Raw genomic sequence first — 23,584 nt, forward strand, 5'->3', positions numbered from 1 at the left:
TATGCCCAACGCAAGCTTCATGCCAGCCACCGCGGGACCTGGGCAGCAAACACATCGGCATGTCTTCCGTCATCATTCATATCCCCAATGCTCCCAAATAATGGGGTTTATGCGGCTTCCACCCGGCGCTCATGCGACCGGACGAACTCCTCAAGCATTTCGAAGATCGGTCCTTTCATGTCGTCGCGCGCCAGCGCGAAGGCGACATTGGCCTGGATAAACCCTTCTTTCGAGCCACAATCGAACATCCGGCCGTTGAAGGGCTGGGCGAAGAAAGCCTGGCTTTGCGCAAGGCGAACCATGGCGTCGGTCAGTTGGATCTCATTGCCGGCGCCGCGCTGCTGATTGCCGAGCAGCCCGAATATCTCGGGCTGCAGGATATAGCGGCCGTTGATGTAGTAGTTCGACGGCGCATTCGCCGGAGCCGGCTTTTCGACCATGGCGGTGACCTCGAAGCCCGAGCCGACATCGGCGCCGCAGCCGACGATGCCGTATTTGCTGGTCTCGGTCGGGTCGCAGCGCTCGACGGCGATGACGTTTCCGCCGGTCTGCGCATAGAGGTCGGCAATTTCAGCGAGACATCCGCGGCCGCCGAAGGACACCATGTCCGGTAACAGCAACGCGAAGGGCTCATCGCCGATGACTTCCCGGGCGCACCATACCGCATGGCCGAGACCTTGCGGCGACTGCTGCCGGATGAAGCTCGTCGCACCAGCCACCGGAAGCAGGCTTTCGAGCGCCTGAAGCTGCGCCGTCTTGCCGGTCTGCTCCAAAGTTCCGATCAATTCTGGATGCAGGTCGAAATAATCCTCGATGACCGCCTTGTTGCGGCCCGTCACGAAGACAATGTGCTCGATGCCGGCTTCGAACGCCTCGTCCACCGCATATTGCACGACAGGCCTGTCGACGACCGGCAGCATTTCCTTCGGCATCGACTTGGTCGCCGGCAGGAATCGCGTTCCAAGCCCCGCTACCGGTATGACTGCCTTCCTGACTTTCTTCATTGCATATTCCTTCTGAGGAGATCGATTTCAACGTGTTGCAGGCCGCGAAAATATTTCAGCTGCCTGCACCCTTTACCTCCCCCGCACCCACGGCAAATTGCGCCGCCACCCTTCGCAGCCGAACGGCGATCGGCATGCCCATGTGCCAAACCGCCGCCGGATCGCTGAGCGCCGTCCACACCGCCTTGAGTGGGGATCGCGCCTTGATGTGCTGGACCAGAGAAAGGAACGACGCCGCCTTGCGCAGGCTGCGTGTGCGCCTTGCGAAGGCGGCCTCGGCCTTCGCGTCCATCGAATGGGTTCTGGCGAAAACGAGGTCGGCCTTATGCATCGCCTCGACGTGATGAAGCTCAAGCACGCGGGAAATGGAGCCGGTCCGGATATGGTAGACATAGCCGGTCGTCGGTTCGACCACGCATTTGCCGCCCTTGGCCAGAGCACTGGCCAGCAGGATGTAATCCTCGCCGATGATCAGGCTTTCGTCATAGCGAAGCCCGTTTTCGTTCAGAAACCGGCGCTGGAAGATCGGTTTGAGATAGCCGAGATTGAACCTGGATTCGAAGACCACATTGCCGGCAATATAGTCCGCCAGCGAGATTTCACTCAAGCCCTCGAGATAGTCGGCCGGGAACATCGTCTCTTCGGCAACACCGTCCTCGCGAACGACCTGGAGATTGTCGACCGCGATCGCGGCGCCCGCTTTCTCGGCGCGGTCAATCATGGTGCAGATCCGTCCGGGATAGACCGCGTCGTCGGAATCGAGGACCGCGATCCACCGGCCTCGGGCAAGCTCAAGGCCGGCATTCCTGGCGCCGCCTGGACCGCGGTTTTGCTCAAGTGCGACGACGCGTACGATGTCTTCGGGGTAGGATCGCGCCAGATCGAGCGTCCGGTCGCGCGACTGGTCGTCGACGACGATCACCTCCACGCTGACATCGCGCTGGGCGATGGCGCTGGCGATCGCCCGCTCGATGGTCAGCTCTGCATTGTAGGCGGCAATGACAAAGGTGACGTCAGGCTGCACGCTTGCCCCCTTCCTGCGGCGAGGGCAGGCCGTATTGGCGGATTTCACGCACACCGACAAGACCGCTCACGACACCGACATGCATGATGCCGCGAAGCACGCTGCGGTTCCTGCGCACGGGACTGATGGCGACCGGGATTGCCGATGCGAAACAAAAAACCGCCTTTGCCGAGGCGAGGCCGACTTGCCTGACCAGCGCGAGGCCATGCGCGTCGCGCCCCAGCAGGTGCCCATGCGTCTGCCCGACGCGGAACCGGCGGCGACGGAGCCAGTCGAAAGCGGCCCTGGCGCGCGGCACCACTTCATCGACCCAGGCGTGCGGCGAAAAGGCGATGCGACCGCCGGCCTTGACCATATGGTCGAAGAATTCGGTGTCCTCGCCGCCGGTCTGGCCACGCGCCAGGCTGAATCGCCGGCCGCAGAGGCAGTCGGCGCCCATCCTGAGCAGGACGTTGCAGGTGTAGCCGGTGCGGATCTCGCCGCCCACCCAGACCGGCAAGGTGGAGTGAAAATCGCCGCGGCGCATCCAGTCGGGCGCGTCCGGCCGATAGCGCGCCCGCACTGGCCCGAGCACGGCGGCAGCGCCACTCAAATCCGCCGTCGCAACCAGTTCGGCGAGCCATCTCGACGATGCCGTTTCGTCGTCGTCGAGGAAAGCGACGAAATCCGCCGTGCTGGCGTCGAGGCAGGCATTGCGGGCGATCGAGATGTTGCGTGCCGGGCAATGACGATAGCTTATCGGCAGCTTCAGCGTCTCCGCCAGCGTCGCCACCAGCAGTTCGGCCGTCGGCCCGTCATCATTGTCGGCGACGATGACGCGGATGTCGAATCCTGAAGGCACGTCCAGGGCGGCTATGGAGCGAAGCGTGTCGGCAAGCTCCGGCCGCCGAAACGTGCAGACGCAGACGTCGACGCTGCGGTTTTTTTCGGCCACACCCATCACGCCATCCTCCTAGGCTGCGATCGCGGTCCAAGCAGTTGCAGCCAGAAACCGACGGACCAGCCGAAATGCATGACCATTGCCGAAATCCCGGCAAGGGCGCTGTCCGGATTGCGCTGGCTGATGGCGGTCCACACGCCATAGCCGAGACAAACCGACGCCCACACCAGAAGCGGCATGACTGCCAGCCAATGCACGAAGAAAAAGGCAGAGAGAAGGACGACAGGGAACACCAGAAGCGGCACCAGCTGCCGGACTTTTGGTATCATGCGGTGCTTGAGAACGTTCTTTGCCCGGCCGCGGCCATAGCCGAGATACTGGAAATAGAGGCCGGCGAGCGACGAGCGTGGGTAATAGATCATTTGCGTCTTGCCGCTCATCCAGATCCGGTAGCCGGCCCGACGGAGCCGGTAGTCGAGCTCCGCATCCTCGTTGTGGCTGAACGTTTCGTCATAGCCGCCCACCGCCTTGAAGGCCGATATTCGCATCAGCGCATGGTGACCGTGGTCGACCCACTCTCCCGCCGAGAGATGCCGGTGCTTGGAGCCGCCCGTGCCGAGCTTGGAATTCTGTGCAGCCGCCACCGCTTTCTGCACCATGCCGCTGCCGCTGGTCAGCATCGAGACGACGACCGAATCGGCGCCGGTGGCCAGCGCCTCTTCGATCAGCCGGTCGCAATAATCCGGTGGGTAGCCGCCATGCGCGTCGATGCGAATGAAATACTCAGCCCGATCGCCGTAACTGGCGATAGCGAGATTGATCGCCGCGCTCTGGAGGCGCTTTTCATTGTTAAGAAGGATGACCCTCGGATCCTTCCCGGCGATCTCCTCGACGATCGCCCTAGTGCCGTCCGTGCTACCGCCATCGGCAACGATGATCCGGGCGCCGAGCCTCTCGGCCGCCGGTCGAAGCTCATGAACAAGCGCACCGATGTGAGCCGCTTCGTTCAGGCACGGAATCACGATCAGGTTGGACGGCAGCATTTCGGTCTGCATCATCGGCCTATGTCCTTCCCTAGCCATCCTAAGCCAGTGCCTCGGCAGCATATGAACCGGGCGCGACCGTCAGCCCGCGAAGCTTCTCGACGAGCGCCCGGCAATCGCTGCGATCGTGGCTCCAGGTTCGCGGATTGCGGGCAAGAACACGCGCCCGCAATTCCCCGAAACGATGCTCCTCCAACTCGCCCAAGGCGGCTTCGAGTGCCTCGGGAGTGGCTTGAGGCAAGAGAACGCCGATTCCCTGCTGGTCGAGGAACCGGCCGGTTTCGGTATTGCCCATCGAGATCGGCACGGCGCCGAAGCGGCAGCCCTCGTAGAGGCGGTTGGGCAGCAGCCATTCAGAATTCAGCCCCTGCTCGAAAAAATCGATGGCCCAGGAAAAATGAACCTCACGGTAGATCGTCGCCATATCTTCGGGATTCCGATAGGGCCCGCCAAACGAGAGCCAAGGCTCAGATTCGACGAAACCGTGGAAATCCGGAAATTCGGAAAGCGCCGGACGGCCCCTTAGGATGATTTCGAAGCGGCCCTCAAATCGTCGGGAAAATTCGGCCAGCAGTTCCAGGGAGCGGCGGCATCGGAGCGCGCCGAACCAGCCGATCCGCCAAGGCGGAGCGACCGGCTCCGCCGCTGTGCGATCATTCAGCGAAACCGCGGCAGGCTCGAAATATTTGTTTTCGAGCAGTTCGACCGGCGCAGAAATCTGCCCGAACGGCTTGAAATAGTTGGCGATGAAGGCCGGCGAACTGGTGACCAGCAGCTTTACATCCCTGGCCAGATAGCGCTCCGCGCTGCGCATCGCCTTGCCCAGAAAATCGTTGCGAAGCATCAGACGATGGATGTCGAGACACTCATAGACGATCGGCACCGTTGCCTGGAATGCCGATTTGGCACGCCGGGCAAGCGCCAGCATTTCCAGATTGCGCGCGATGATGAGGTCGGGTCTGGGCATCGAACCGAGTTTCGACCCGATCGAAACCGCCGCCTTGGTGACCGCTGCCAGCCGCTGGGCAAATCGCCCGTCGCGCGTTGCGCCAAGATCGATCGGATGCAAGCCCTCGACCTCGGCGATCGGGCTTGCTGACCGGCGAAAGCCTGCCAGTGTGACCTGGGCGCCGCCTGCCTTGAGCATTATGATCCGCCGGCGCACCGCCGGATCGGAGACGTCGTGCACCAAGTACAAGACATGCAGCATGAAAACTCGACCGCTGTTGGCCCACCCGAAAGAATCCTAGTACAGCTCGTGCTGCATCGCAACATTTTTGGTGCAGCGTAGCAAAATCCACGTTTTTTGTTGCGCTGCAAAATTATTGCCGTAGTTTGGTGGTGGCATCGGGCATGGGTCGGGACTCCGGGACCCGGCACGAAAATCAGGGACCCTGAATTTGCAAGCCAATGCATTCGACCCGCCAGAGGGCTCTCTCCGCAGATCGGTCGGACGCGGCGCTATCATTACGGCTTTGGCGCAATCCGTGCGGGTTGCAACACAGATCGTCTCCGTCATCGTGCTGTCGCGCCTGCTGTCGCCGCAGGACTTCGGCGTCGTGGCGATGTGCGCGCCGGTGCTGGCCTTCATCGCGCTGTTCCAGGATTTCGGCCTGACCCAGGCGACGGTCCAGAAAAGCGGAATCAAGCATGAGGAGGTCAATTACCTCTTCTGGGTCAATGTCGCGGTCAGCGCATTGCTTGCCTGCGTGCTGGCCGGCGCGGCGCCGCTGGTCGCCGCCTTCTACGGCGAACCGCGGGTTGCAGGTCTGGTGGCAGCACTTGGGCTGCAGATCATAGCCTATGGGCTGGGCGCCCAGCATCTGGCGCTGCTGACACGCCGCATGCAGTTCGCCCCCCTGGCTATCATCGACGTCGCAAGTGCCATTGCCGGCCTCGCCGTATCGATCGCCTGGACTTTTATCGACCGTTCCTACTGGGCGCTTTTTGCCGGCACGCTGACAGCAGCCGTGCTGCCCACGCTTTGCTACTGGGCAAACTCGCGATGGCGCCCCAGCCTGCCGCGCAAGGTCAACGGCATCAGCGAGCTGATCAATTTCGGCGCCGGCATCACCGGGTTCAACTTCGCCAACTTCTTTGCCCGAAATCTCGACAATGTGCTGATCGGAAAATACTGGGGCGAAGCGCAACTTGGACTCTATGACCGCGCCTACAAGCTGCTTCTGTTTCCGCTGAGCCAGATCACCAATCCGCTGTCGAAGGTCATGGTGCCGGCTCTTTCCAGGCTGAAGGACGAGCCGGATCGCTACCGCAGCGCTTATCTTCGCGTCATGCCGCTGATATTGCTGGTCGCACTTCCAGGTGTCGCCTTCGCCATCGCCATGGCCGACGTGCTGATACCGTTCGCACTCGGCGAGCAGTGGCGCCAGAGTTCCAGCATCTTCCTGGCGCTCGGTTTTGCCGGGCTGCTGCAGCCGCTCAACAACCCGGCGGGATGGCTTTTCATCAGCCAGGGCCGCTCGGGCGATTTCATGCGCTGGGGCATCATAACAGCCTTGACGTCGGTGCTGGCCTTCCTGGTCGGCCTGCCCTATGGCGCGCTGGGCGTGGCGATCGCCTATGCGGTGAGCGAGTATCTCAGAACGCCTTTCCTGTGGCTCTATATCGGCAAGACCGGGCCGCTGCGGGCAAGCCATATCCTTCGCGCGGCAACCCCCTTCGTGCTTGGCGCGCATCTGGCGCTTGCCGTCATCTGGTTCGCCAAGCCGCTGCTACCGCAACAGCATATCCTCGCCATGGCGAGCGCGGCGGTGCTGTCCTATATGGTCACCATTGTGGTCGCGCTGGCGTTCGCTTCCGGCCGCGAGGCGTTGCGGGAGGCACTGAAGCTGCTGCCGGCACGGGCCCCCGCGGCAACAGCAAGCGAGGCGAAGTAACTTGCACGGACATCCATTCGAGGACCAGGCCTGATCCCATGCACTACCGATCGATCTCTGATATGAACGATGCCATCGTCAGGAACCTTCACCGGCTGCCGCGCGACATCGACCTGGTGGTCGGGGTTCCACGAAGCGGCATTCTCGCCGCCACTCTGCTCAGCCTGACAGCGAACATTCCGATGACCGACCTGGACAGTTTCCTGGCCGGAAAGATCTATGCTTCGGGCGTCACCAAACGCCGCGCCGCGCTCGACCGCCAGGCCGCCGAGATGCGCAAGGTTCTGGTGATCGACGACAGCGTCAGCGGCGGCGCCGCCATGAGAGAGGCGCGCAGCCGGGTAGAGGCCGCCGGGATCAAGGCGGACTTCACCTTTGCCGCAGTGTTCGGCCTGCTGCCGCAGCACGAGGAAACCGACATCGTCCTGGAGGTCGTGCCGCATCCAAGGATGTTCCAGTGGAATTTCATGCACCACAAATTCCTCGCGCAATGCTGCGTCGATATCGACGGCGTGCTCTGCCTGGATCCGACCGAAGCAGAGAACGACGACGGCCCCGCCTATGAGAAATTCCTGGGCGAAGCGCTGCCTCTGTTTGGCCCGACCCGCAAGATCGGCTGGCTCGTCACCAGCCGGCTCGAGAAATACCGCGCGCTTACCGAAGCATGGCTGGCAAAGCACGGCATCGAATACGACAAGCTGATCATGCTTGACCTGCCGAGCAAGGCGGAACGGCAACGGCTTGGCGTGCATGGCAGTTTCAAAGCCGATTTCTACCGCAAATCCGACGCCATCCTGTTCATCGAGAGCGAGCACCAGCAGGCCCTCAAGATCGCCGAGCTTTCCGGCAAACCGGTGCTGTGCGTGGAAACGCATCTGGTAACTTATCCCGACACGCTGTCGCTTCCGGCACTTGGACAGACGGCGCGCAACCTTCCGGGCAGGTTGCGGCAGATCAGTTCGCCCGACGGGCGCAAGACGGCAATCAAGACCGTCGCGCGCACGCTGCTTGGCGAACGCGGTTACGAGACGCTCAAAAGCCGGGTCAAACGACCGGCTTGAACCCAGGCGTTGGACTTTGAACCGATATCCCGATGGAATCGGGATGGGTTCTATCTCTTTGTGCGACCATGATCATTTTCCGAAAACCGGATCCACTTTTCGGGATCATGATCTATCTCCTTGCGGCCACGATCTTTTCCGAACCGAAGGTCCGGGATCAAACATCTAGGCGGCCTGCCGCGAAGGCTGCCGTGCCGCCCTCTCGAGCATCGAGAAGAAAGTCGCGAATTGACCCGCCGGATCGAGTTCCGGACGCTCGGAGAATGCGCGCGCCGCCGCTGAAAGCCCCCGATATTCCTGGCTATCGGTCCACAGACGCCTGACCACCGCCACCCAATCGGCGAGAGGGGCGTCGTAGTCCAGCACCACGCCACCGGAGCCGATCGCTTCGGGCAGGCCGCCACGACGCGAGCCGACGACTGGAATGCCGCTGCAATGGGCTTCCGACGCCACCCGGCCCCAGGCCTCTTCCCACTTGCTGGGAGCCAGCAGGATTTTCGTGCGGCCGTAGACCGTCTTCATGTCGTTGGTCCGGCTCTCCAGCGTGACGTTGCCGAGCGGCGCGATCGTCTGCTCGATCCGGGCCCGATGATCGTCATCGAGCTTCCAGCTTTCGACGAACAGGAACGGAATTTCAGAGCAGGCGGCGGCGATGCGCACCGCAAGTTCGAAACCCTTTTCCTCATACGGGTTGATCAGCGTGACAAACTCACCCGTCGTCGGCGTGCTGTAGAGTGTGGGATTGATGGTCGGCGGTATAACCGTCGAATCGATATCGAATTTTGCCTTGTAGGTGCGCGCCGTGAACTCGGAATTGGCGATGTAGAGCGCCGAACGCAGCTCGCGCAGATCGCCGCCCAATTCGTGGAACTCGACATTCCTGAGATAGACGACCAGCGGCACGCCTTCGGCCTGCAGCGCCTTGCCGATCGGAACCGACTTGTGGCACTGGACCACGGCGACATCCGGCCTCAGTTTTTCGACGGCAAATCCCGCCGCCTCCCAGGGAAACCAGGCGCGCACGACCGGATAGCCCGGAAAGCTGTCGATGACAGCGCGCTGCCTCAAAAGCTTCATCTTGGCGCGCGCCTTGTAGCCGAAGACGCCCTGGCCGAACAGGGCGGCGAGCACCGAAGCCTCATGCCCGTGCTCGCGCAACTGTTCGGCGAGATGATGGGTGCTGGACTGGACACCGCCGCTGAACTGGGGCGTGTAACCGTTACCGCCTGCAAAAAGCACTTTCATGGTTTCGGCTCCTTGTCGCATTCTCAAAATTACGGGCAATGACGCACGGCTTATTTACGGATGCTGGCTTGCGACCCGCTTCACGCATCCTGCTGCGTCTCTAAATTGGCGAACGGATTAGTGCATGGCTGCCATCCGGTGAACCGGACCGGGTCGGCTGGCGAACTGCGCCGGGCGTAGTCGGTCAGCATATGGAACTCGGCAATGACCCAACGGTCGAAATGCCTCAGGTCCGCTTTTTTCTGTTCGGGCAGAAACCGGCGTGCGGCGCCCAATTTCAACTCCTCAAGCAGAGTGACAGCATCGCCCAGCTTTGTGTTCGGAAATATCCAGGGGTTCCGCTTCTGAAATTCCAGGACGAACTGCTGCAAATGCTCGATGCGTATGTTCAGCCTGCCGAAATATCTTTCGAGCGTGACGCGCACCAGGTCCTCGTCCGAAAGCGAGGAAATGGCGGCGTAGGCGATGCCGGTCGAAGCAACTCCGCCAGCCATGATGGCCAGTGCCGCGCGTCGCGAAACCTTGATCATCCAGCCATTTCCTTTCCTGCTATCCGGCTCGCCGCCCGCAGGGAGAGGGCTGCCGCCGTCAGGCTCGGATTGGCGCAGGAACAGCTTGGATATGTGCTCGAGCCGACGACAACCAGGTTCCTCAGCTGATGGTGGATCATGTCCCGGTCGACGACCGAATCCGCTGGGCTCGAGCCCATCCGCAACGTGCCCTGGACATGCGATTCGGTGCGCCGGATGCCGCGATCGAAAATCTCTTCGACCGGGAGCGGCGCCAGAAGCGCCGCCAATTTCTCCTTTGCCCGCGCCATGCCCTTGACGGCATAGTCGGATGCTCCCGCGAAACTGACGAAGGCGTTTTCATCCTCGTCTAGAATCACGAGATTTTCCGGGTCGAGCAGGTCTTCGGTAACAATGATGAGGGGAAGCGTCTGACGGACACGTCCCTTTTCGGGGCGCATCCCGTGCTGCCAGCGGTTTTCGAAATAGACCAGCGCCGCCGCATGGTCTGATCTGTGAGCGCCGTCATAAAGGCCGAAATTCAAGCCGGTGGTGATGGTGCTTCCGTCGAAATTGTCGACACCGTCGAGATAGGCTTCGAGATTCCAGCCGTAGGATTCGTGCAGGCCGCGCCCGACGAATTCGCCCGACAGGCCCGAGCGCAACATGATCGCCGGGCTGTGGATGGCATTGGCGCCCAGAATGAAAAGATCGCCGCTGACCGAATATTCCTTGCCCTCATGGACGAAAGCGACCGAACGGACCGAACCGCCGATATGGTCGAGCCGGCGCACTTCTGCGCCAAGGCAGACCGAAACGTCGGGATGCTCGAAGACGTGCATCAGGCCATTGTTGGCGGTGAATTTGGCATCGACCGGGCATAATCCGCATCGCAAGTTGGCGCAGCACGAAGACCGCTGCGCGGTCGGCACGCGCGCCCGGGCTGTCGGCATGACAAAATGCTGGTCCGGCTGCGCCGCTTTCATCATCCGGTCCGGCGTCGACATGTGATGCGGTGGCTGGGGAAATGGCCTGGAACGCGGCATCATCGCCGCCATGTCGGGGTCGCCTGAAATCGACATGACGTCCTCTGCATCGCAGTAGAACGGCTCGAGCTCGTCATAGCTGATCGGCCAATCGTTACCGACGCCGTAGAGGCTTTTCAGCCTGAAGTCGTTCGGGTGAAAGCGAGGCGTCTGCGCGAACCAGCAATTCGTTCCGCCACCCAATCCGATGGTGTAGTTCCACGGCTTGTCAGAGTTGGTCTTGTAGGTGGTCTCGTCCTCGATGTCGGTGTTGACGTTCTGCTCGAGCTGCCATTCATGCGTGTTGTGCCGGCCCCATTCCAGAACCAGAACGCGTGCCTTTCGCTGCTTGGCGAACGCATGCAGGAAGAAGGCCGAACCGAAACCGGAACCGACAGCGACCAGATCGAAATGCTCGTTGGCGATCTGTTCCGGCCTGATGCCCAGCACCATCAGATAAAACCCTTTGTTGATACGAGCGCGTTCATCAGCGTCCTTGGTGCCCCAGCCGGTCTTGCCACCGGCCTTTCCCGCGTGATCTCACGCCGCCATCCTGCCGATCGAGTGATATTCGATGCCGTAGCGAGTGATGACCTTGGGATCGTAGAGGTTTCGGCCGTCGAAGATGATCGGCGTGGACAGCGCATCCTTGATCGCGTCGAACGAAGGTGCCTGGAAGTTCTTCCACTCGGTGGCGATCATGAGCGCATCGGCGCCACGCATCGCTGCCTCCTTGGTCCCGCACAAGAGCAGATCCTCGCGCAGTCCGTAGATGGCCTGGCACTCCTGCATCGCCTCGGGGTCGTAAGCCTGCACCTTGGCACCGGCCTTCCAGAGCGCTTCCATCAAGACCCGAGCCGGCGCCTCGCGCATGTCGTCGGTATTGGGCTTGAAAGCCAGGCCCCACAGCGCAAAAGTCTTGCCCTTCAGATTGCCCTTGAAATAGCGGTTCACCTTATCAAACAGGACCGACTTCTGCTCGTTGTTGCGTTCTTCGACGGCGCGCAGCAGCTTGGCATCGAATTTGACGCCTTCGGCGGTTTTGATCAGGGCTCGCACATCCTTGGGGAAGCACGAGCCGCCATAACCGAGGCCCGGATAGATGAAATGGTAGCCGATGCGCGGATCGCTGCCGATGCCCTTGCGGACCTCCTCGATGTCGGCGCCGAGTTCCTCGGCCAGATTGGCCATTTCGTTCATGAAGCTGATCTTGGTCGCCAGCATGCAATTGGCCGCGTATTTGGTGAACTCGGCGCTGCGCACATCCATCACGATCATCTTCTCGTGGTTGCGGTTGAATGGAGCGTAAAGCTCACGCATCACCGCCTCGGTGTCTTCGCTGCCGGTGCCGACGATAATGCGGTCGGGCTTCATGCAGTCGGCCACCGCGGAGCCTTCCTTGAGGAATTCCGGATTGGAGGCGACGTCGAAAGTCAGATCCTCGCGGCCCCGCGCCTTCAGCGTCGCGGCGATCTTGGCCTTTATCTTTTCGCAGGTGCCGACCGGCACGGTCGACTTGCCGACGACGATCTTGGGCGCGGCCATCTCCCGGCCGATGGCCTCGGCAACGGCCAGCACATATTTGAGGTCGGCCGAACCATCCTCGCCCGGAGGCGTGCCGACAGCGATCATCTGGATCTGGCCATGCTTGACGGCGGCCGCGGCGTCGGTGGTGAACTTGATGCGGCCGGCCGCATGGTTCTCCTTGACGAGGTTTTCGAGCCCGGGCTCGAAAATCGGGATGAGGCCCTGATTGAGCCGCTCCACCTTTTTAACGTCGATGTCGACGCATACGACCTGATGGCCGACTTCGGCAAGCACCGCCGCCTGCACCAGACCGACATAGCCAATCCCAAAGACCGTCAAATTCATGTGATTTCATTCCTGTTGAAGACTTCGGAGCGCTTTCGGTCCGGCCGGTTCAGATTAGTCGTTACTTTATGCTGCATGCCAGCGATTCCGGAAACTGGCATGGCTGGCCGAGCGCCGTGAATGCGACGCGATCCACTTGCAGGGCAAGCTTGCGACCCGGATCCGAAAACGGCCCCAGCCATTCGTTCATCGTGTCGCTGCCCCAGAGGCTAAAGAATATCTTTTGCGCATGGGTGGGCAGCTTTGCCGGATCGGTGATCGTGTTCACCAGCTCGCCATTGACGTACCAGCGCAGCCGGTCCTTTTCCCAGACGAAGGCGTAATCGTTAAAAGCCTTGTCGGTGCCGCCAGCTACATCCACCACTTTCTCGTTATTGCCCTTGCCGGCGATGTAGGCATTGATCTGCACTTTGGAGGTGTCCTTGGTCAGCACCTCGAAGTCGATTTCATCCCACGGCTGCTTATCGGTGGGGCCGATATAGGTGAAGAAGGAGGCGTTGATGCCAGAGCCCGAATCGGTTTTCATCCGCGCCTCGTAGGTGCCATAGCCGAAGCGCTGCTTGGATTGGATCTCGCCGCAGGCAAAGTCGCGAGCCTTCACCTTCTGCTTTTCGAAACCGAGCGTCAGCATGCCATTGGAAAGCTTGACCTGTCTTTTGGACCAGATGCAGTTCTGATACTTGCCGTTCGCCCAGCCGTCGGCAATGTACCAACGCGCTCGGTCGAAGCTGGTGAAATCATCGACGAACGACGGCGCAGTCGGGATGTCCTGCGAACGGGAAGGGGTCGGGCCCGCAACCAGGCTGCCGAGTGCGACCAGCAGAAACGCGCCGCCCGAACATAGCTGCCTCAGTTTCCCTTGCCTCATCAAGTGCGTGAACGGCCGGTCGCCGGTTTCTGGGGTGGACGTGCTTATCGAATCCGCGTTCATACCAAACTCACCTTGTGCTGTGCGCCCCCCCAACCCAAAGTCGATGTTCAAAACCATGACGAAACGAGCTGATCTTGACCTTCTGCCGGTAGCTTCCCCGGTTGCCTGCTTCTTGCCCAGTGGCGCCACCCAGGATCTTGAAATTTCACCCCGTGCCGGCGGCCGGGTTGGCGAAATCGGCGTTGGTGGTCGAGCTACGCTGGGCGCTTTCGTCGAAGATAGCATCCAGCGAATGACGGAGACCCTTCATCAATTCGTACTGGCGGGCGAGCGCCGCGATGCGCCGCTCGTAATTCAGGATCGACTTCGTCAGTTCGCTGACCTCGGAGGATCTGCTGGAGGAGGCCGCGCCATTTTCCATCGCCTCGACCAGGAAGGCAGCGTTGGTGGCCTTTGTCCGGTAGCGATTCTCAAGCCCGTTCTTCTCCGCCTCGATCTCGGCTGCGATCTGGTCAAGCAGCTTTGCCAGGCGGTCAAGGCGCGAGACATCGGTCTGTCTGTCTCGAGCCGGATCCCTTGATCTGAAGCCAAATATCGAGGCCATGCGCTCAGTTTCCTGTCATAGCCGGCCTAAGCTATCCCTGTGCCCGGCCGGCCAAAAAAATTCTTGTCGCATCGTCCAGCTCCTCTGACAGGCGGACATTTTCGGCCGATTCAAACAGCCAGTCAAAATTGCTGCACCGCAACATACATGCCATCCCCAAAGCGAGTAGGCAACCACCTAGGGCGGCGAATCGGAAATTCGCATCGCTTTGAGGCAGGGTAAGGACCTGTTGACATGATCGGCATGGCGCGGGTTGCGGACCAGCTCAACTCTCGCCGGCCGGGCTGGTTGCGGCCATGAGAAAGCGCCGCGGCGGCACAGGCTGTTTCGAGCCAAAGCCGGCGCGGCGAAACAGCGCATCCAGCTTGTCGGCGGTCACGCCGCGAACGATGGGGATGAGATTGGATTGGCTGGCCAGGGCGTAGGCCGCAGCCGCCGTCAGCCCTTTGTCGTTCTTCACGTCAAGGAATTTTCGCAACCGATATTTGTCACGCACCTGCCGTTCGTGCCTTCTGAGCACGGCTTTGGAGCCTTCCGGCAAACTGTCGATCGCCAGCAGCGCCAGATCCGCGTCGGCCAGACGCTTGAGATCCTGCGTCTTGTGCTGCCCGCTCAGCGAATCCGCGCGAACAATCGCGCCGTAGCCGCAGGACCTGATGACCTTGAAGCGCGCCCCGCAAGCGACCGCGCGCGCGTAGAGTTCATAGTCTTCGCCCAGCCGCAGGTTTTCGTCATAGCGCAGCCCATGCCGGTCAAGAAAAGCGCGGCTGATCACCGGTTTGAGGAAACCCAGCTCACCTCTCCGCACACGACGACTGGAGATGTTGCCTTCGATGAAGCGCTCGAAATCGAGAAATTCCGGATCGGCCGAAAACCGCGGAGCGGTGATTTTCGAAACGTCGGTCGCCGCATCGTCCCTGATCATCATGATGTTGTCGGCAGCGAAATCCCAATCGGCGCTGGCGAACAACTCGCGAAATCTGCCCTCGAGAAAAAAATCGTCGGCGTCCAGAATGCTGATGAACGGCGATTTGGAACTGGCGATCGCGGCATTGCGGGCGAAGGAAGGACCGCCGTTGACGTCGAGCCGGATGACGGAAAGCCTGCCGCTGCCATCGTCGGCCGCCCGAGCGACTTTCGCGGTATGGTCAGTGGAGGCATCATCGACGACGACGACTTCGGCCACCGCCGGCTCGCGCAAGGCCGATGCGACGGCAACCGGAATTGTCCGCGCCGCATTGCGGGCGGCGATGATCACGCAGACTTCCGGCTCTGTCATCAATTCGCCTCTCGACTGCACAGGTAGCTCCGAATTTCCTGCCCCCCTTTGATGTCCAACGCAGCTCTCGTTCTCACTGACTGTTCGGCTGTACGAAAAACATCAGCCGGCGCTTATGCTGCAATGCGAAGCAAAGCATCGTTAAAATCATTCGCTCCGTCCAGTCTTTCCTTTCGGTGTCGCAAATCGATGGGCGGTGAAATGCCAGCGGATAGGCGGGCCGCTTCGCACACCGTCCCTGCCCATTCTGGATGGGGCGTCAGCGCACTCGAAGCTGATCACCAGGTCGATCGACAGAGTTTAGGCAGTGGTGGCCGAGTCAGAGGATCCGAGGCTGAAGGGGAAATCCGCAAGTCGGTTGCCCAGGATGCTATCGGGCGAGCAGTCCGCCGGGACCCGGCCGACGCACCTGCCGTCAGGTCAGTGGAGGCTTCTCCTGGCACTGAACTTCTCGCCATCGGCCGCTTCGGTCGAACTCAGCTTTCGTTCGGCATCGCGAATCTTATCAGCCGATGTCGGGGTATTCCTGGCAATCATGACGAAAACCAGCAGGAAGTAGCCCAGTTGAATGACAATGGCGCAGGCTATGGCGCGAAAAAGCGTTGTGCCTAGCGAAGCGCCGTCGAGATAAGACCAGGCGACCACGATCGCCAGCGCGAAAAGCATGCCAACAATGAATTTTGGTAGCGACATACCCGATAGCCCGTCAACCTGCTCGGGCAAAATCGATGATTGACCCACCCCGAGCCTCCCTTCGCCATGCGAGCTCGTTGAGGCCACTCGCTTTTTTTGGCCGGTTGCTTCCGGCCTTCCTACGCTGTCCATACTCTGACAGAAACAATTTGCAACTCTATTAAGGTGTGCAATAGCGGGCAAGGCCAGCCGCAAATTATTTTGTATAAGCTCGGGGCATCGACTCTGCCATGTTGCGATGCACACCCGGTATCACAACCAACCACCCGGTATCGACTCACCTCAGTAAGGATCATAACATTAATCAGTATTTTACTCTAAAAGCGCTCTATATTTTTACAAGGATACAGCAGGATAATTCTCAGCCGCCTGGCACGAGAGCGATACGCCCAAAATCAGCCTCAAAAAGGCACTAGATTTTTCAAGGTTGCCCAAACTTTGTCACGAACTCGCCACAAAAGGCCAAAATTTGCGCAGGATCGGGTTATTATTTAGTCAATTCATGACGCGATTATTTCAGGCGCTCAAGGAATTGTGTGTTGCGATGCAGCATTTTTTTGGTATCGTGCGGCAAACCATCCGTTCAACGTATGGAGTTTACGCATGAGGGACGTAGCCAAGCCGGCCGACGCGGATTTTCCGCAGGCCGGTATCGACTTTCCACCGATCGGCGGCCTGCTTAAACGCAGCTTCGATATCGCCGGTTCACTGATTGGCCTGGTTGCTCTCAGTCCGCTGTTTGTGATGGTCGCGCTGCTTGTCAAGTTTTCCGACGGCGGGCCGATTTTCTACGGTCACAGCCGGATCGGTCGGGGAGGACGGATTTTCCCGTGCCTCAAGTTCCGCACTATGGTTCAGAATGGCGAACAGGTGCTGGCGGCATATCTTGCCGCCAATCCGGAAGCCAACGCCGAATGGGTAGCCACCCGCAAGCTCAAGAACGATCCACGCGTCACGCGCGTCGGGGCCGTGCTGAGGAAGCTCAGCCTCGATGAACTGCCGCAGATCATCAACATCCTTCAGGGTGACATGAGCCTTGTCGGTCCTCGCCCGGTGGTGCGCGACGAGCTCGAAATCTATGGCAGTTCGGCCGTCTATTACCTGAAATCGCGCCCTGGCCTGACCGGGCTCTGGCAGGTCAGCGGCCGCAATGACGTTTCCTATGACAGCCGCGTCGCATTCGATCGCCACTATGTCGAGAACTGGTCGCTGTTCGAGGACATTCGCATCATCATCAAGACCGTGCCTGCCGTCTGGATGTCGCGGGGCTGCTATTGACCGGCCGGGAGCCGGTTTTGTGCGGAGGCGTGACTGTCCAGGCCCCAAGCATTCTGCAGCAAGCTTCATCGGGCTAAAGCGAATCGGAAAACGTACAGTTGAAAACAGACATCTTCGAAATCTCCTGGGCCGGCACGGTTGGCAATCGCATGCGACGGATGCGACTTATGACCACTTGCCTCGTGCTGGCGCTCGCCGTTCCGCAACTCGCCGCGGCCGACGAGTACCGGCTTGGATCGCAGGACAGGCTGACCATCCGCGTGGCCGAATGGCAGACCGTTGAAGGCACGTTCCGCGACTGGACGGCCGTCAACGGAGAATACACGGTCGGCCCGTCCGGAACATTGTCCGTACCGTTCGTCGGCGAAATGCCGGCCTCCGGCAAGACCACATCCGAGATCGCGGCAGCGATCGGCCAGGCGCTCCAGCGCAAGCTCGCTCTGACGGACCGGCCGGAAGCCTCCGTCGAAATGGCGCAGTACAGGCCTTTCTACATTTCCGGGGAGGTCGAGACGCCCGGCCAGTATCCTTACGTGCCCGGCCTGACCGTCCTTAGGGCTATGAGCATCGCCGGTGGCGTCCGGCGGGCCCCCGAAGGACAGCGGTACGACCGCGACATGATCAACGCCAAGGGCGAGTTTGACGTTCTCCAGGACCAACGGGTCCGACTGATCGTTCGGCGCGCGCGCATCGAAGCACAGATCGCCGACAAGCCGACATTCGACGTGCCGAAAGAGCTGACCGAGGATCCGAAGCTGGCAAGCATCGTTGCCGACGAGATGGCGATCCTGACGGCCGATCAAAAGAATCTCAAACTGCGCCTTCAGGCGCTCGACGATTTGAAGAAGCTGCTGCAGAGCGAGATCGAATCGCTGCAGAAAAAGATTGTCAACCAGCAGCGGCAGGTCGACCTGGCAAAGGAACAGCTCAGCGGCATCGGTTCGCTTGCGCAAAAAGGCCTTGTCGTCAACACTCGGGTTCTGAATTCGCAGCAAACGATCGCCGACCTGGAAGGACAGATCCTGGATTACGAAACGGCCATCCTCACCGCCCGGCAGTCGATCAGCAAGGCCAACCAGGACGCCATCGACCTGGAGAACACCCAGAGTGCGGATCTCGCCACCGGCCGGCAACAGGCAGAAGCCGATCTCAGCGAAACAATGCTCAAGATGAACATGCACACCGGCCTGATGGCCGAAGCCATGTCGGGAAACCCGGCGCTACAACGCTATCGGGACGGCGAAGAGCCAGCGATGTCGTTTGGCCTGGTTCGGGTTGTCGACGGCAAGACGAGCGAAATCGCTGCCAGCGAAGATACGCCCGTGCTGCCCGGGGACGTGATCAAGGTGAAGCTGGTGCCAATGGCAAGCCAGTAGGCATGGAGCGATCGGCCGATCCGACCGCGCCATACAGATTCGATCTGCAAGGAGTTCGACCCGGACGAGTTCGACCTTGAACTCGTCGACACTGTGCTCGCTGCCCGACAAGCCAGCCTACCGCCAAGTCGGGACGTGAGTAATTACAGCGCAGGAGATGTTGTGCTTTAGTTGCGACTTAAATCCGTGGAGGACTTCGTAATGCACAGTGAAAGGGACGAAATCGTCAGTCGAGAAAGAGAATTTCACAATCTCAGATTTAGTCAGGAGGAGGATCCAAGAGGAAGCCTGGACAAGTGGTATCGAACAATTCGCCACGGCGCTGAACGTCAAGACGAGCAGATAAAACGGCTTTCGAAAAACGCAGACGTGCTCGAGTACGGTTGCTCCGATGGCGGGTGGTCCCTGCACTCCCTGCACCTGCCCGATCTTTGCCGATCTCTGACGGGGATCGATATTTCGGATGTAGCAGTAAACAAGGCGAACGAACGGGCGAGCGCGCTTGGAAGCACGAACGCTACATTCCTGGCGATGAATGCGGAAGCCATGTCGTTCGAGGACAACAAGTTCGACCTGGTGTATGGACGCGGGATCATCCATCACCTGGATCTGGACCGGTGTTTTTCCGATGTGGTCCGTGTCCTGAGGCCGAACGGCGTGGCGTCCTTCTACGAGCCGATGGGACACAATCCTCTCCTGAATGCCTTCAGAAAGCGGACACCCCTCATCCGCACCGCTGATGAACATCCCTTGCTAATTTCGGACTTCGCTTTGGCCCGCCGCTACTTCAGCAACGTCCAGGTGGACTATTTCGGCCTGTGCTCCGTAGGAAGCGCGCTGATGCCGCGAACCCTCTCGGAGACCGTCTACACAGTTGGCAAAGCTGTCGATTCAGTAGTTTTGACGCTTCCCTTTGTGAAGCGGTTCGCATGGTATGCGCTCCTGACCCTTAGGGCCTGATCAATAGGCAGCAAACCCAACTCGGGCGAGGCTCGCCTGCTGCCTGTGAGATGAGATGATTGCTTGGGCTTAGCGCTATCAGGCGGCGTTTTTGTGCGCGCCACCAAATCAGGGTAATATTTTAGCCCTTTGCTTAGCGCCCTGCGGTTTCTGGCTCCGCGAGGTCGGCCGCGGTCCATCGGGGACGGGCGACATGCACCCTGACCAGCTTGAAGTAGCTGTAATACAGGAGGAAGGAGCCCATGATGTAGGGGTTGAAGGTGTCGATCTCAACGAAGGACCGGATCAACAGAAGCACCATCACGCCGCCAAGAATCACCGACTCGGCTTGCCACGCCCTGAATATCAGGGCCGATATATGGCCCCATAGCGTGCGCAGGATGATCAGCGAAATCAGCGTCGCCCCGACATAACCTAGCTCGACGAGGGCTTCGATATAGGTGTTGTGGAAGTGGAAGCCGCTTCGGGTCGTGATGTAGAACTCGTTCCAAAGCCGCTCGGCCTCGGCGAACCCCTGCACCCAATAGGCCGCGTAGCCGACGCCGAAGATCGGCGCTTGCTGCGCCGCTTCCCAGCCCTGCTCCCAGAGATAGGTCCGTCCGGTGAGCGTGGAATCCTTTCCGAAGGCGCCAAGGACGAAATCCAGAAGTCCTGCAAAGGCAACCCCGGTGACCACGACCAGCCCGGATGCGCCGACCAGGAAAATCACCCGTCGGTAGCGGAGTGGAAGCTTTTTGGCCACGGCAAGCAGAACCACCAGGGCGAGAACTGCCGGTATCGAAGCCGTCGAGGTGGCGGAATGCGCCATGATCAGAAGATAGGCCGATAGGACGAAGATGGGCGCCGTCAGGATAAAGCTTATCCGGCCGCGCCTGAGAAGGGCCAGGAAGACAACGCAAAAATAGATGCCAAGGGAGGCGACAAAGCCGAGCTGGTTCTTGGAGCTGAAAGCGCCGACGAAATTATACGTCCCGTCGAGGACATCATAGGAATAACTCCCGACGCTGAGCGAATAGAGCAGCACGAGAAAAATCCCGATCAGCGAGCCTATCGTCAACGTCCGGACGCTGACGGTGCGCGCGGCGATGTAGGCGCAGGCGATATGGGAGCAATACTGGATTGCCGTTCGCAACGTGATGCCGGGGGCATCCGACCAGAACACCGAGAGGCAGACGTAGATTGCAAACGCCAGCGGCAGCCACGCACCGGAGGCATGTCGCAACAGCCGCCGGTAATCTACCATGATCAGGGGAAGCCAGACCGCATAATAGGCCAGGATCAGAACCGGGCCAAAAACCGAGGAGTAGGAGAACGCCCAAATGGAGATGGCAACAGCAAAGCTACCGTAGACCGTGTTCTTCTCGGGGTCGATCAACAGAGATTTTGGAATCTTCATCTCGGTAACGAATTCCCGTCCATGCAGTTCAATGCCGATCTGCCGCGGCGCCATGCGCCAACGCTTCCATTGTGCAGTGCAATATAAGCCATCCCCCACAGCCTGTCACCCAAATGAGGCGAAAACAGCCAAGGGCGTCCCGGAAGGGCGGTAAAATACCACGACAGGCCGTGCGGCAAGAACCGAGCATCGCGGCCGGCTTCTGGCTTGGCATCCCGTCGGCACAGTCAAGAAGCATCACCGTAGCGCGGGAACTGTTTTTGCTTTTCTTTCTCCGCCGTTGACCTCACATTCGCCGCCGACTGGGAGGACGAGCACATGACGATGAGTTTTGCGGGACGGTTTGGCGGGCGGTCGGCCGTGATCACCGGCGGCGCGTCGGGAATTGGCCTGGCCGTCGCGCAAAGAATCGTTGAAGAGGGCGGGCGCGTCTGCGTCTGGGATCGCGACTCCACCCAGATCGAGCAGGCGAAGGCTGTCATTGCCGACTTGGACGGCGTGACTGTCGACGTCGCCGATCCCGTAGCGGTCGCACAGGCCGCCCGGCAGACGATCGAAGCCCTTGGCGCGGTCGATATCCTGGTCACCAGTGCGGCCATCACCGGACCGAATATGACGACCTGGGACTATTCGGTGGAGGACTGGCGCCGGGTCATCGACATCAACATTAACGGCGTCTTCTACTGCAACAAGGCACTGGTTCCGCACATGCTCGAGCGCAATTACGGCAGGATCGTCAACATCGCTTCCATCGCCGGCAAGGAGGGAAACCAGAATGCCTCTGCCTACAGCACTTCCAAGGCGGCGGTGATCGGCCTGACCAAGTCGCTGGGCAAGGAACTGGCCAAGACCAAGGTGACGGTGAACTGCGTCACGCCGGCGGCGGTGCGCACCGCGATCTTCCAGCAGATGAGCCAGCAGCACATCGATTTCATGCTGTCGAAGATACCGATGGCGCGGTTCGGCGAGGTCGAGGAGGTGGCGGCGCTGATCTCGTGGATCGCTTCCGAGGAATGTTCCTTTACGACGGCTGCCGTTTTCGACATTTCCGGCGGCCGGGCGACTTATTGAAGCAACTGGAACGATTTGCAACCACGGACGCCAGACTGGAGTTCCCGTCGTTTGCGTAGGGTCGAACCTCCACTGTCCGACGAAGAACTCCTCGACCGCTTCCAGCGCGCCGCCTTCGGCTATTTTCTGGAAACAGTGAATCCGGAAAACGGACTGGTTGCCGACACGTCGCGGCCAAATTGGCCGGCAAGCATCGCGGTCGTCGGCTTCGCCCTGTCCTGCTATCCGGTCGGGGTCGAGCGCGGCTGGATAACGCGAGACGCAGCCGTGAAGCTGACGCTTGCCGCACTGCGCTTCTTCTGGAACAGCCGGCAAGGCGATGGCGACGACGTCACCGGCCACAAAGGCTTTTACTACCATTTCCTCGACATGCGGACCGGCCTGCGCGCCTGGCGATGCGAGTTGTCGGTGGTTGACACGGCGCTGCTGATGGCCGGCGTGCTCGCGGCTGGCGCCTATTTCACAGGCGACACTGACGACGAAACCGAAATCCGCGAGCTGGCGGAAATGCTCTACCGGCGCGTCGACTGGCGATGGATGCAAGGCAGCAGACCGACCTTGCGACAGGGCTGGAAGCCGAAGAGCGGTTTTCTGCGTTATGGCTGGGAAGGCTACAACGAAGCGACGATCCTTTACGTCCTGGCAATGGCCGCCCCCGACAAGCCAGCCTCGGACGACAGCTATGCCGGCTGGACGGCTACATATCAGTGGGAAAACATCTACGGCTACGACGTGCTCTATGGCGGCCCGCTGTTCATGCACCAATTCTCGCATGCCTGGATTGACTTCGATGGCATCCGGGATGCGTTCATGCGGGACAAGAACTCGGACTATTTCGAAAACAGCCGCCGCGCGACCTACCTTCACCGGGACTATGCGCGGCACAACCCCTCCGGCTATGACGGCTACGGCGAAGGACTTTGGGGACTTTCGGCGGGTGACGGACCCGGCAACTTTCGCGCGCAGATCGAGCGGCGACCGCGCAAATTTGCCGGCTATGCGGCGCGCGGCGCACCGTTCGGCCCCGATGACGGAACGATCGCGCCGTGGTCGTATCTCGCATCGCTGCCCTTCGCGCCTGAAATCTGCCTGCTGGCGCTGCGCCACCTCAGAGAACGCCACCCTGAGGTGGTCGACAGTTTCAGGATGCCGAGCGGCTTCAACCCGACGCTGGCGAACCGGCGGAAGTTCGGGCCAAGCGGCTGGATATCAGATTCGCATTATGGACTGGACCAGGGCATCGTCGTGCTGATGATCGAAAACCACCGCTCGCGCCTGATCTGGGACCTGATGCGGTCGAGCCCGCATATCCGTCGCGGCCTGTGCAAGGCCGGGTTCTGCGGCGGCTGGCTGTCGCAGCCGGCGAGCCCTCCTCGCAAGACCCCTGCTGAATGACGGCTACATCAAGTGGTCGCTGTCGTTTCGGCACGAAGACGTTCGCCCTTCCCAGCAACGCGCCCTTGCTGGGAGGGCCGTTCGATTTCGTCTGCTTGATT

The 23,584-nt window shown here is 60.4% G+C and carries 21 protein-coding genes; 7 read left to right on the forward strand and 14 right to left on the reverse strand.

From position 1 onward, the window contains the following. Nucleotides 1-107: 107 nt before the first annotated feature. From NMG80_RS07435 to NMG80_RS07455, 5 genes are read right to left on the reverse strand one after another with little or no spacing between them, the layout of a single operon-like run. The gene (locus NMG80_RS07435) at nucleotides 108-1,004 is read right to left on the reverse strand and encodes a UTP--glucose-1-phosphate uridylyltransferase (protein ID WP_254017511.1); all 897 of its coding nucleotides are present in this window, start codon (nucleotides 1,002-1,004) and stop codon (nucleotides 108-110) included. A gap of 55 nt (nucleotides 1,005-1,059) precedes the next feature. Then, complete coding sequence (locus NMG80_RS07440; protein ID WP_254017512.1) at nucleotides 1,060-2,028, reverse strand: glycosyltransferase family 2 protein; 969 nt, start codon at nucleotides 2,026-2,028, stop codon at nucleotides 1,060-1,062. Further along, complete coding sequence (locus NMG80_RS07445; protein ID WP_254017513.1) at nucleotides 2,018-2,968, reverse strand: glycosyltransferase family 2 protein; 951 nt, start codon at nucleotides 2,966-2,968, stop codon at nucleotides 2,018-2,020. The genes NMG80_RS07440 and NMG80_RS07445 overlap by 11 nt, the downstream gene beginning before the upstream one ends. Further along, nucleotides 2,968-3,966, reverse strand: a complete 999-nt coding sequence (locus NMG80_RS07450) for a glycosyltransferase family 2 protein (RefSeq protein ID WP_254017514.1) — start codon at nucleotides 3,964-3,966, stop codon at nucleotides 2,968-2,970. Before NMG80_RS07450 ends, NMG80_RS07445 begins: the two co-directional genes overlap by 1 nt. Nucleotides 3,967-3,991: 25 nt before the next feature. Beyond that, complete coding sequence (locus NMG80_RS07455) at nucleotides 3,992-5,161, reverse strand: glycosyltransferase family protein (protein ID WP_254017515.1); 1,170 nt, start codon at nucleotides 5,159-5,161, stop codon at nucleotides 3,992-3,994. Nucleotides 5,162-5,351: 190 nt separating this feature from the next. Between NMG80_RS07455 and NMG80_RS07460 the strand changes: the two genes are divergently transcribed. After that, nucleotides 5,352-6,848 carry a lipopolysaccharide biosynthesis protein gene (locus tag NMG80_RS07460; RefSeq protein ID WP_301942973.1) on the forward strand — a complete coding sequence of 499 codons (1,497 nt, stop codon included), beginning with the start codon at nucleotides 5,352-5,354 and terminating at the stop codon, nucleotides 6,846-6,848. Nucleotides 6,849-6,886: 38 nt separating this feature from the next. Further along, entirely contained in the window at nucleotides 6,887-7,909 is a 1,023-nt protein-coding gene (locus NMG80_RS07465) for a phosphoribosyltransferase (RefSeq protein WP_367185935.1), read from the forward strand. A 165-nt stretch (nucleotides 7,910-8,074) separates the two neighbouring features. Here the strand turns inward: NMG80_RS07465 and NMG80_RS07470 are convergent, their stop codons facing one another. The 8 genes from NMG80_RS07470 to NMG80_RS07505 form a co-directional block, all read right to left on the reverse strand. After that, complete coding sequence (locus NMG80_RS07470; protein ID WP_254017518.1) at nucleotides 8,075-9,154, reverse strand: glycosyltransferase; 1,080 nt, start codon at nucleotides 9,152-9,154, stop codon at nucleotides 8,075-8,077. 80 nt (nucleotides 9,155-9,234) lie between these two features. Beyond that, on the reverse strand, nucleotides 9,235-9,684 hold the full coding sequence (locus tag NMG80_RS07475; RefSeq protein WP_254017519.1) for a hypothetical protein: 450 nt from the start codon (nucleotides 9,682-9,684) through the stop codon (nucleotides 9,235-9,237). Continuing rightward, complete coding sequence (locus NMG80_RS07480; protein WP_254017520.1) at nucleotides 9,681-11,141, reverse strand: GMC oxidoreductase; 1,461 nt, start codon at nucleotides 11,139-11,141, stop codon at nucleotides 9,681-9,683. Before NMG80_RS07480 ends, NMG80_RS07475 begins: the two co-directional genes overlap by 4 nt. 87 nt (nucleotides 11,142-11,228) lie before the next feature. After that, complete coding sequence (locus tag NMG80_RS07485; RefSeq protein ID WP_254017521.1) at nucleotides 11,229-12,560, reverse strand: UDP-glucose dehydrogenase family protein; 1,332 nt, start codon at nucleotides 12,558-12,560, stop codon at nucleotides 11,229-11,231. Between the two features lie 61 nt (nucleotides 12,561-12,621). Continuing rightward, nucleotides 12,622-13,491 carry an endo-1,3-1,4-beta-glycanase ExoK gene (gene exoK, locus NMG80_RS07490; protein ID WP_436798563.1) on the reverse strand — a complete coding sequence of 290 codons (870 nt, stop codon included), beginning with the start codon at nucleotides 13,489-13,491 and terminating at the stop codon, nucleotides 12,622-12,624. Between the two features lie 145 nt (nucleotides 13,492-13,636). Next, nucleotides 13,637-14,035, reverse strand: coding sequence for a hypothetical protein (locus NMG80_RS07495; protein ID WP_254017522.1), 399 nt, complete (start codon nucleotides 14,033-14,035; stop codon nucleotides 13,637-13,639). Nucleotides 14,036-14,300: 265 nt separating this feature from the next. Continuing rightward, a complete protein-coding gene (locus NMG80_RS07500; protein WP_254017523.1) occupies nucleotides 14,301-15,314 on the reverse strand; it encodes a glycosyltransferase family 2 protein in 1,014 nt (337 codons plus the stop codon). Nucleotides 15,315-15,734: 420 nt separating this feature from the next. Then, nucleotides 15,735-16,094 (reverse strand): exopolysaccharide production repressor protein, encoded by a 360-nt coding sequence (locus NMG80_RS07505; RefSeq protein WP_436798561.1) that lies wholly within the window; start codon nucleotides 16,092-16,094, stop codon nucleotides 15,735-15,737. 516 nt (nucleotides 16,095-16,610) lie between these two features. On the opposite strand from NMG80_RS07505, the gene NMG80_RS07510 reads away from it, so the two are divergent. From NMG80_RS07510 to NMG80_RS07520, 3 genes are all read left to right on the forward strand, one after another. Continuing rightward, nucleotides 16,611-17,285: a sugar transferase gene (locus NMG80_RS07510; RefSeq protein WP_254017525.1), complete on the forward strand. Its 675-nt coding sequence runs from the start codon at nucleotides 16,611-16,613 to the stop codon at nucleotides 17,283-17,285. 167 nt (nucleotides 17,286-17,452) lie between these two features. Then, complete coding sequence (locus NMG80_RS07515; protein ID WP_254017526.1) at nucleotides 17,453-18,661, forward strand: polysaccharide biosynthesis/export family protein; 1,209 nt, start codon at nucleotides 17,453-17,455, stop codon at nucleotides 18,659-18,661. Between the two features lie 201 nt (nucleotides 18,662-18,862). Beyond that, on the forward strand, nucleotides 18,863-19,621 hold the full coding sequence (locus tag NMG80_RS07520) for a class I SAM-dependent methyltransferase (protein ID WP_254017527.1): 759 nt from the start codon (nucleotides 18,863-18,865) through the stop codon (nucleotides 19,619-19,621). A 133-nt stretch (nucleotides 19,622-19,754) separates the two neighbouring features. Here the strand turns inward: NMG80_RS07520 and NMG80_RS07525 are convergent, their stop codons facing one another. Next, a complete protein-coding gene (locus NMG80_RS07525) occupies nucleotides 19,755-21,017 on the reverse strand; it encodes an O-antigen ligase family protein (RefSeq protein ID WP_254017546.1) in 1,263 nt (420 codons plus the stop codon). A gap of 318 nt (nucleotides 21,018-21,335) precedes the next feature. Here NMG80_RS07525 and NMG80_RS07530 point away from each other — a divergent pair, with 318 nt between their 5' ends. Next, nucleotides 21,336-22,088 (forward strand): SDR family NAD(P)-dependent oxidoreductase, encoded by a 753-nt coding sequence (locus tag NMG80_RS07530; RefSeq protein ID WP_254017528.1) that lies wholly within the window; start codon nucleotides 21,336-21,338, stop codon nucleotides 22,086-22,088. A gap of 51 nt (nucleotides 22,089-22,139) precedes the next feature. Then, a complete protein-coding gene (locus NMG80_RS07535; protein ID WP_254017529.1) occupies nucleotides 22,140-23,483 on the forward strand; it encodes a glucoamylase family protein in 1,344 nt (447 codons plus the stop codon). The last annotated feature ends 101 nt before the right edge of the window (nucleotides 23,484-23,584 follow it).

Source organism: Mesorhizobium escarrei (assembly GCF_935825525.1).
GTDB lineage: Bacteria > Pseudomonadota > Alphaproteobacteria > Rhizobiales > Rhizobiaceae > Mesorhizobium > Mesorhizobium escarrei.

Excerpts from the sequence above, each read along its gene's own strand:
- NMG80_RS07450 (WP_254017514.1), bottom strand. The coding sequence starts at position 3,966 with ATGATGCAGACCGAAATGCTGCCGTCCAACCTGATCGTGATTCCGTGC.
- NMG80_RS07435 (WP_254017511.1), bottom strand. The coding sequence starts at position 1,004 with ATGAAGAAAGTCAGGAAGGCAGTCATACCGGTAGCGGGGCTTGGAACG.
- NMG80_RS07470 (WP_254017518.1), bottom strand. The coding sequence starts at position 9,154 with ATGAAAGTGCTTTTTGCAGGCGGTAACGGTTACACGCCCCAGTTCAGC.
- NMG80_RS07515 (WP_254017526.1), top strand. The coding sequence starts at position 17,453 with ATGACCACTTGCCTCGTGCTGGCGCTCGCCGTTCCGCAACTCGCCGCG.
- NMG80_RS07520 (WP_254017527.1), top strand. The coding sequence starts at position 18,863 with ATGCACAGTGAAAGGGACGAAATCGTCAGTCGAGAAAGAGAATTTCAC.
- NMG80_RS07510 (WP_254017525.1), top strand. The coding sequence starts at position 16,611 with ATGAGGGACGTAGCCAAGCCGGCCGACGCGGATTTTCCGCAGGCCGGT.
- NMG80_RS07465 (WP_367185935.1), top strand. The coding sequence starts at position 6,887 with ATGCACTACCGATCGATCTCTGATATGAACGATGCCATCGTCAGGAAC.
- NMG80_RS07485 (WP_254017521.1), bottom strand. The coding sequence starts at position 12,560 with ATGAATTTGACGGTCTTTGGGATTGGCTATGTCGGTCTGGTGCAGGCG.
- NMG80_RS07525 (WP_254017546.1), bottom strand. The coding sequence starts at position 21,017 with ATGAAGATTCCAAAATCTCTGTTGATCGACCCCGAGAAGAACACGGTC.
- NMG80_RS07455 (WP_254017515.1), bottom strand. The coding sequence starts at position 5,161 with ATGCTGCATGTCTTGTACTTGGTGCACGACGTCTCCGATCCGGCGGTG.
- NMG80_RS07530 (WP_254017528.1), top strand. The coding sequence starts at position 21,336 with ATGACGATGAGTTTTGCGGGACGGTTTGGCGGGCGGTCGGCCGTGATC.
- NMG80_RS07500 (WP_254017523.1), bottom strand. The coding sequence starts at position 15,314 with ATGACAGAGCCGGAAGTCTGCGTGATCATCGCCGCCCGCAATGCGGCG.
- NMG80_RS07475 (WP_254017519.1), bottom strand. The coding sequence starts at position 9,684 with ATGATCAAGGTTTCGCGACGCGCGGCACTGGCCATCATGGCTGGCGGA.
- exoK (WP_436798563.1), bottom strand. The coding sequence starts at position 13,491 with ATGAACGCGGATTCGATAAGCACGTCCACCCCAGAAACCGGCGACCGG.
- NMG80_RS07445 (WP_254017513.1), bottom strand. The coding sequence starts at position 2,968 with ATGGGTGTGGCCGAAAAAAACCGCAGCGTCGACGTCTGCGTCTGCACG.
- NMG80_RS07495 (WP_254017522.1), bottom strand. The coding sequence starts at position 14,035 with ATGGCCTCGATATTTGGCTTCAGATCAAGGGATCCGGCTCGAGACAGA.
- NMG80_RS07480 (WP_254017520.1), bottom strand. The coding sequence starts at position 11,141 with ATGGTGCTGGGCATCAGGCCGGAACAGATCGCCAACGAGCATTTCGAT.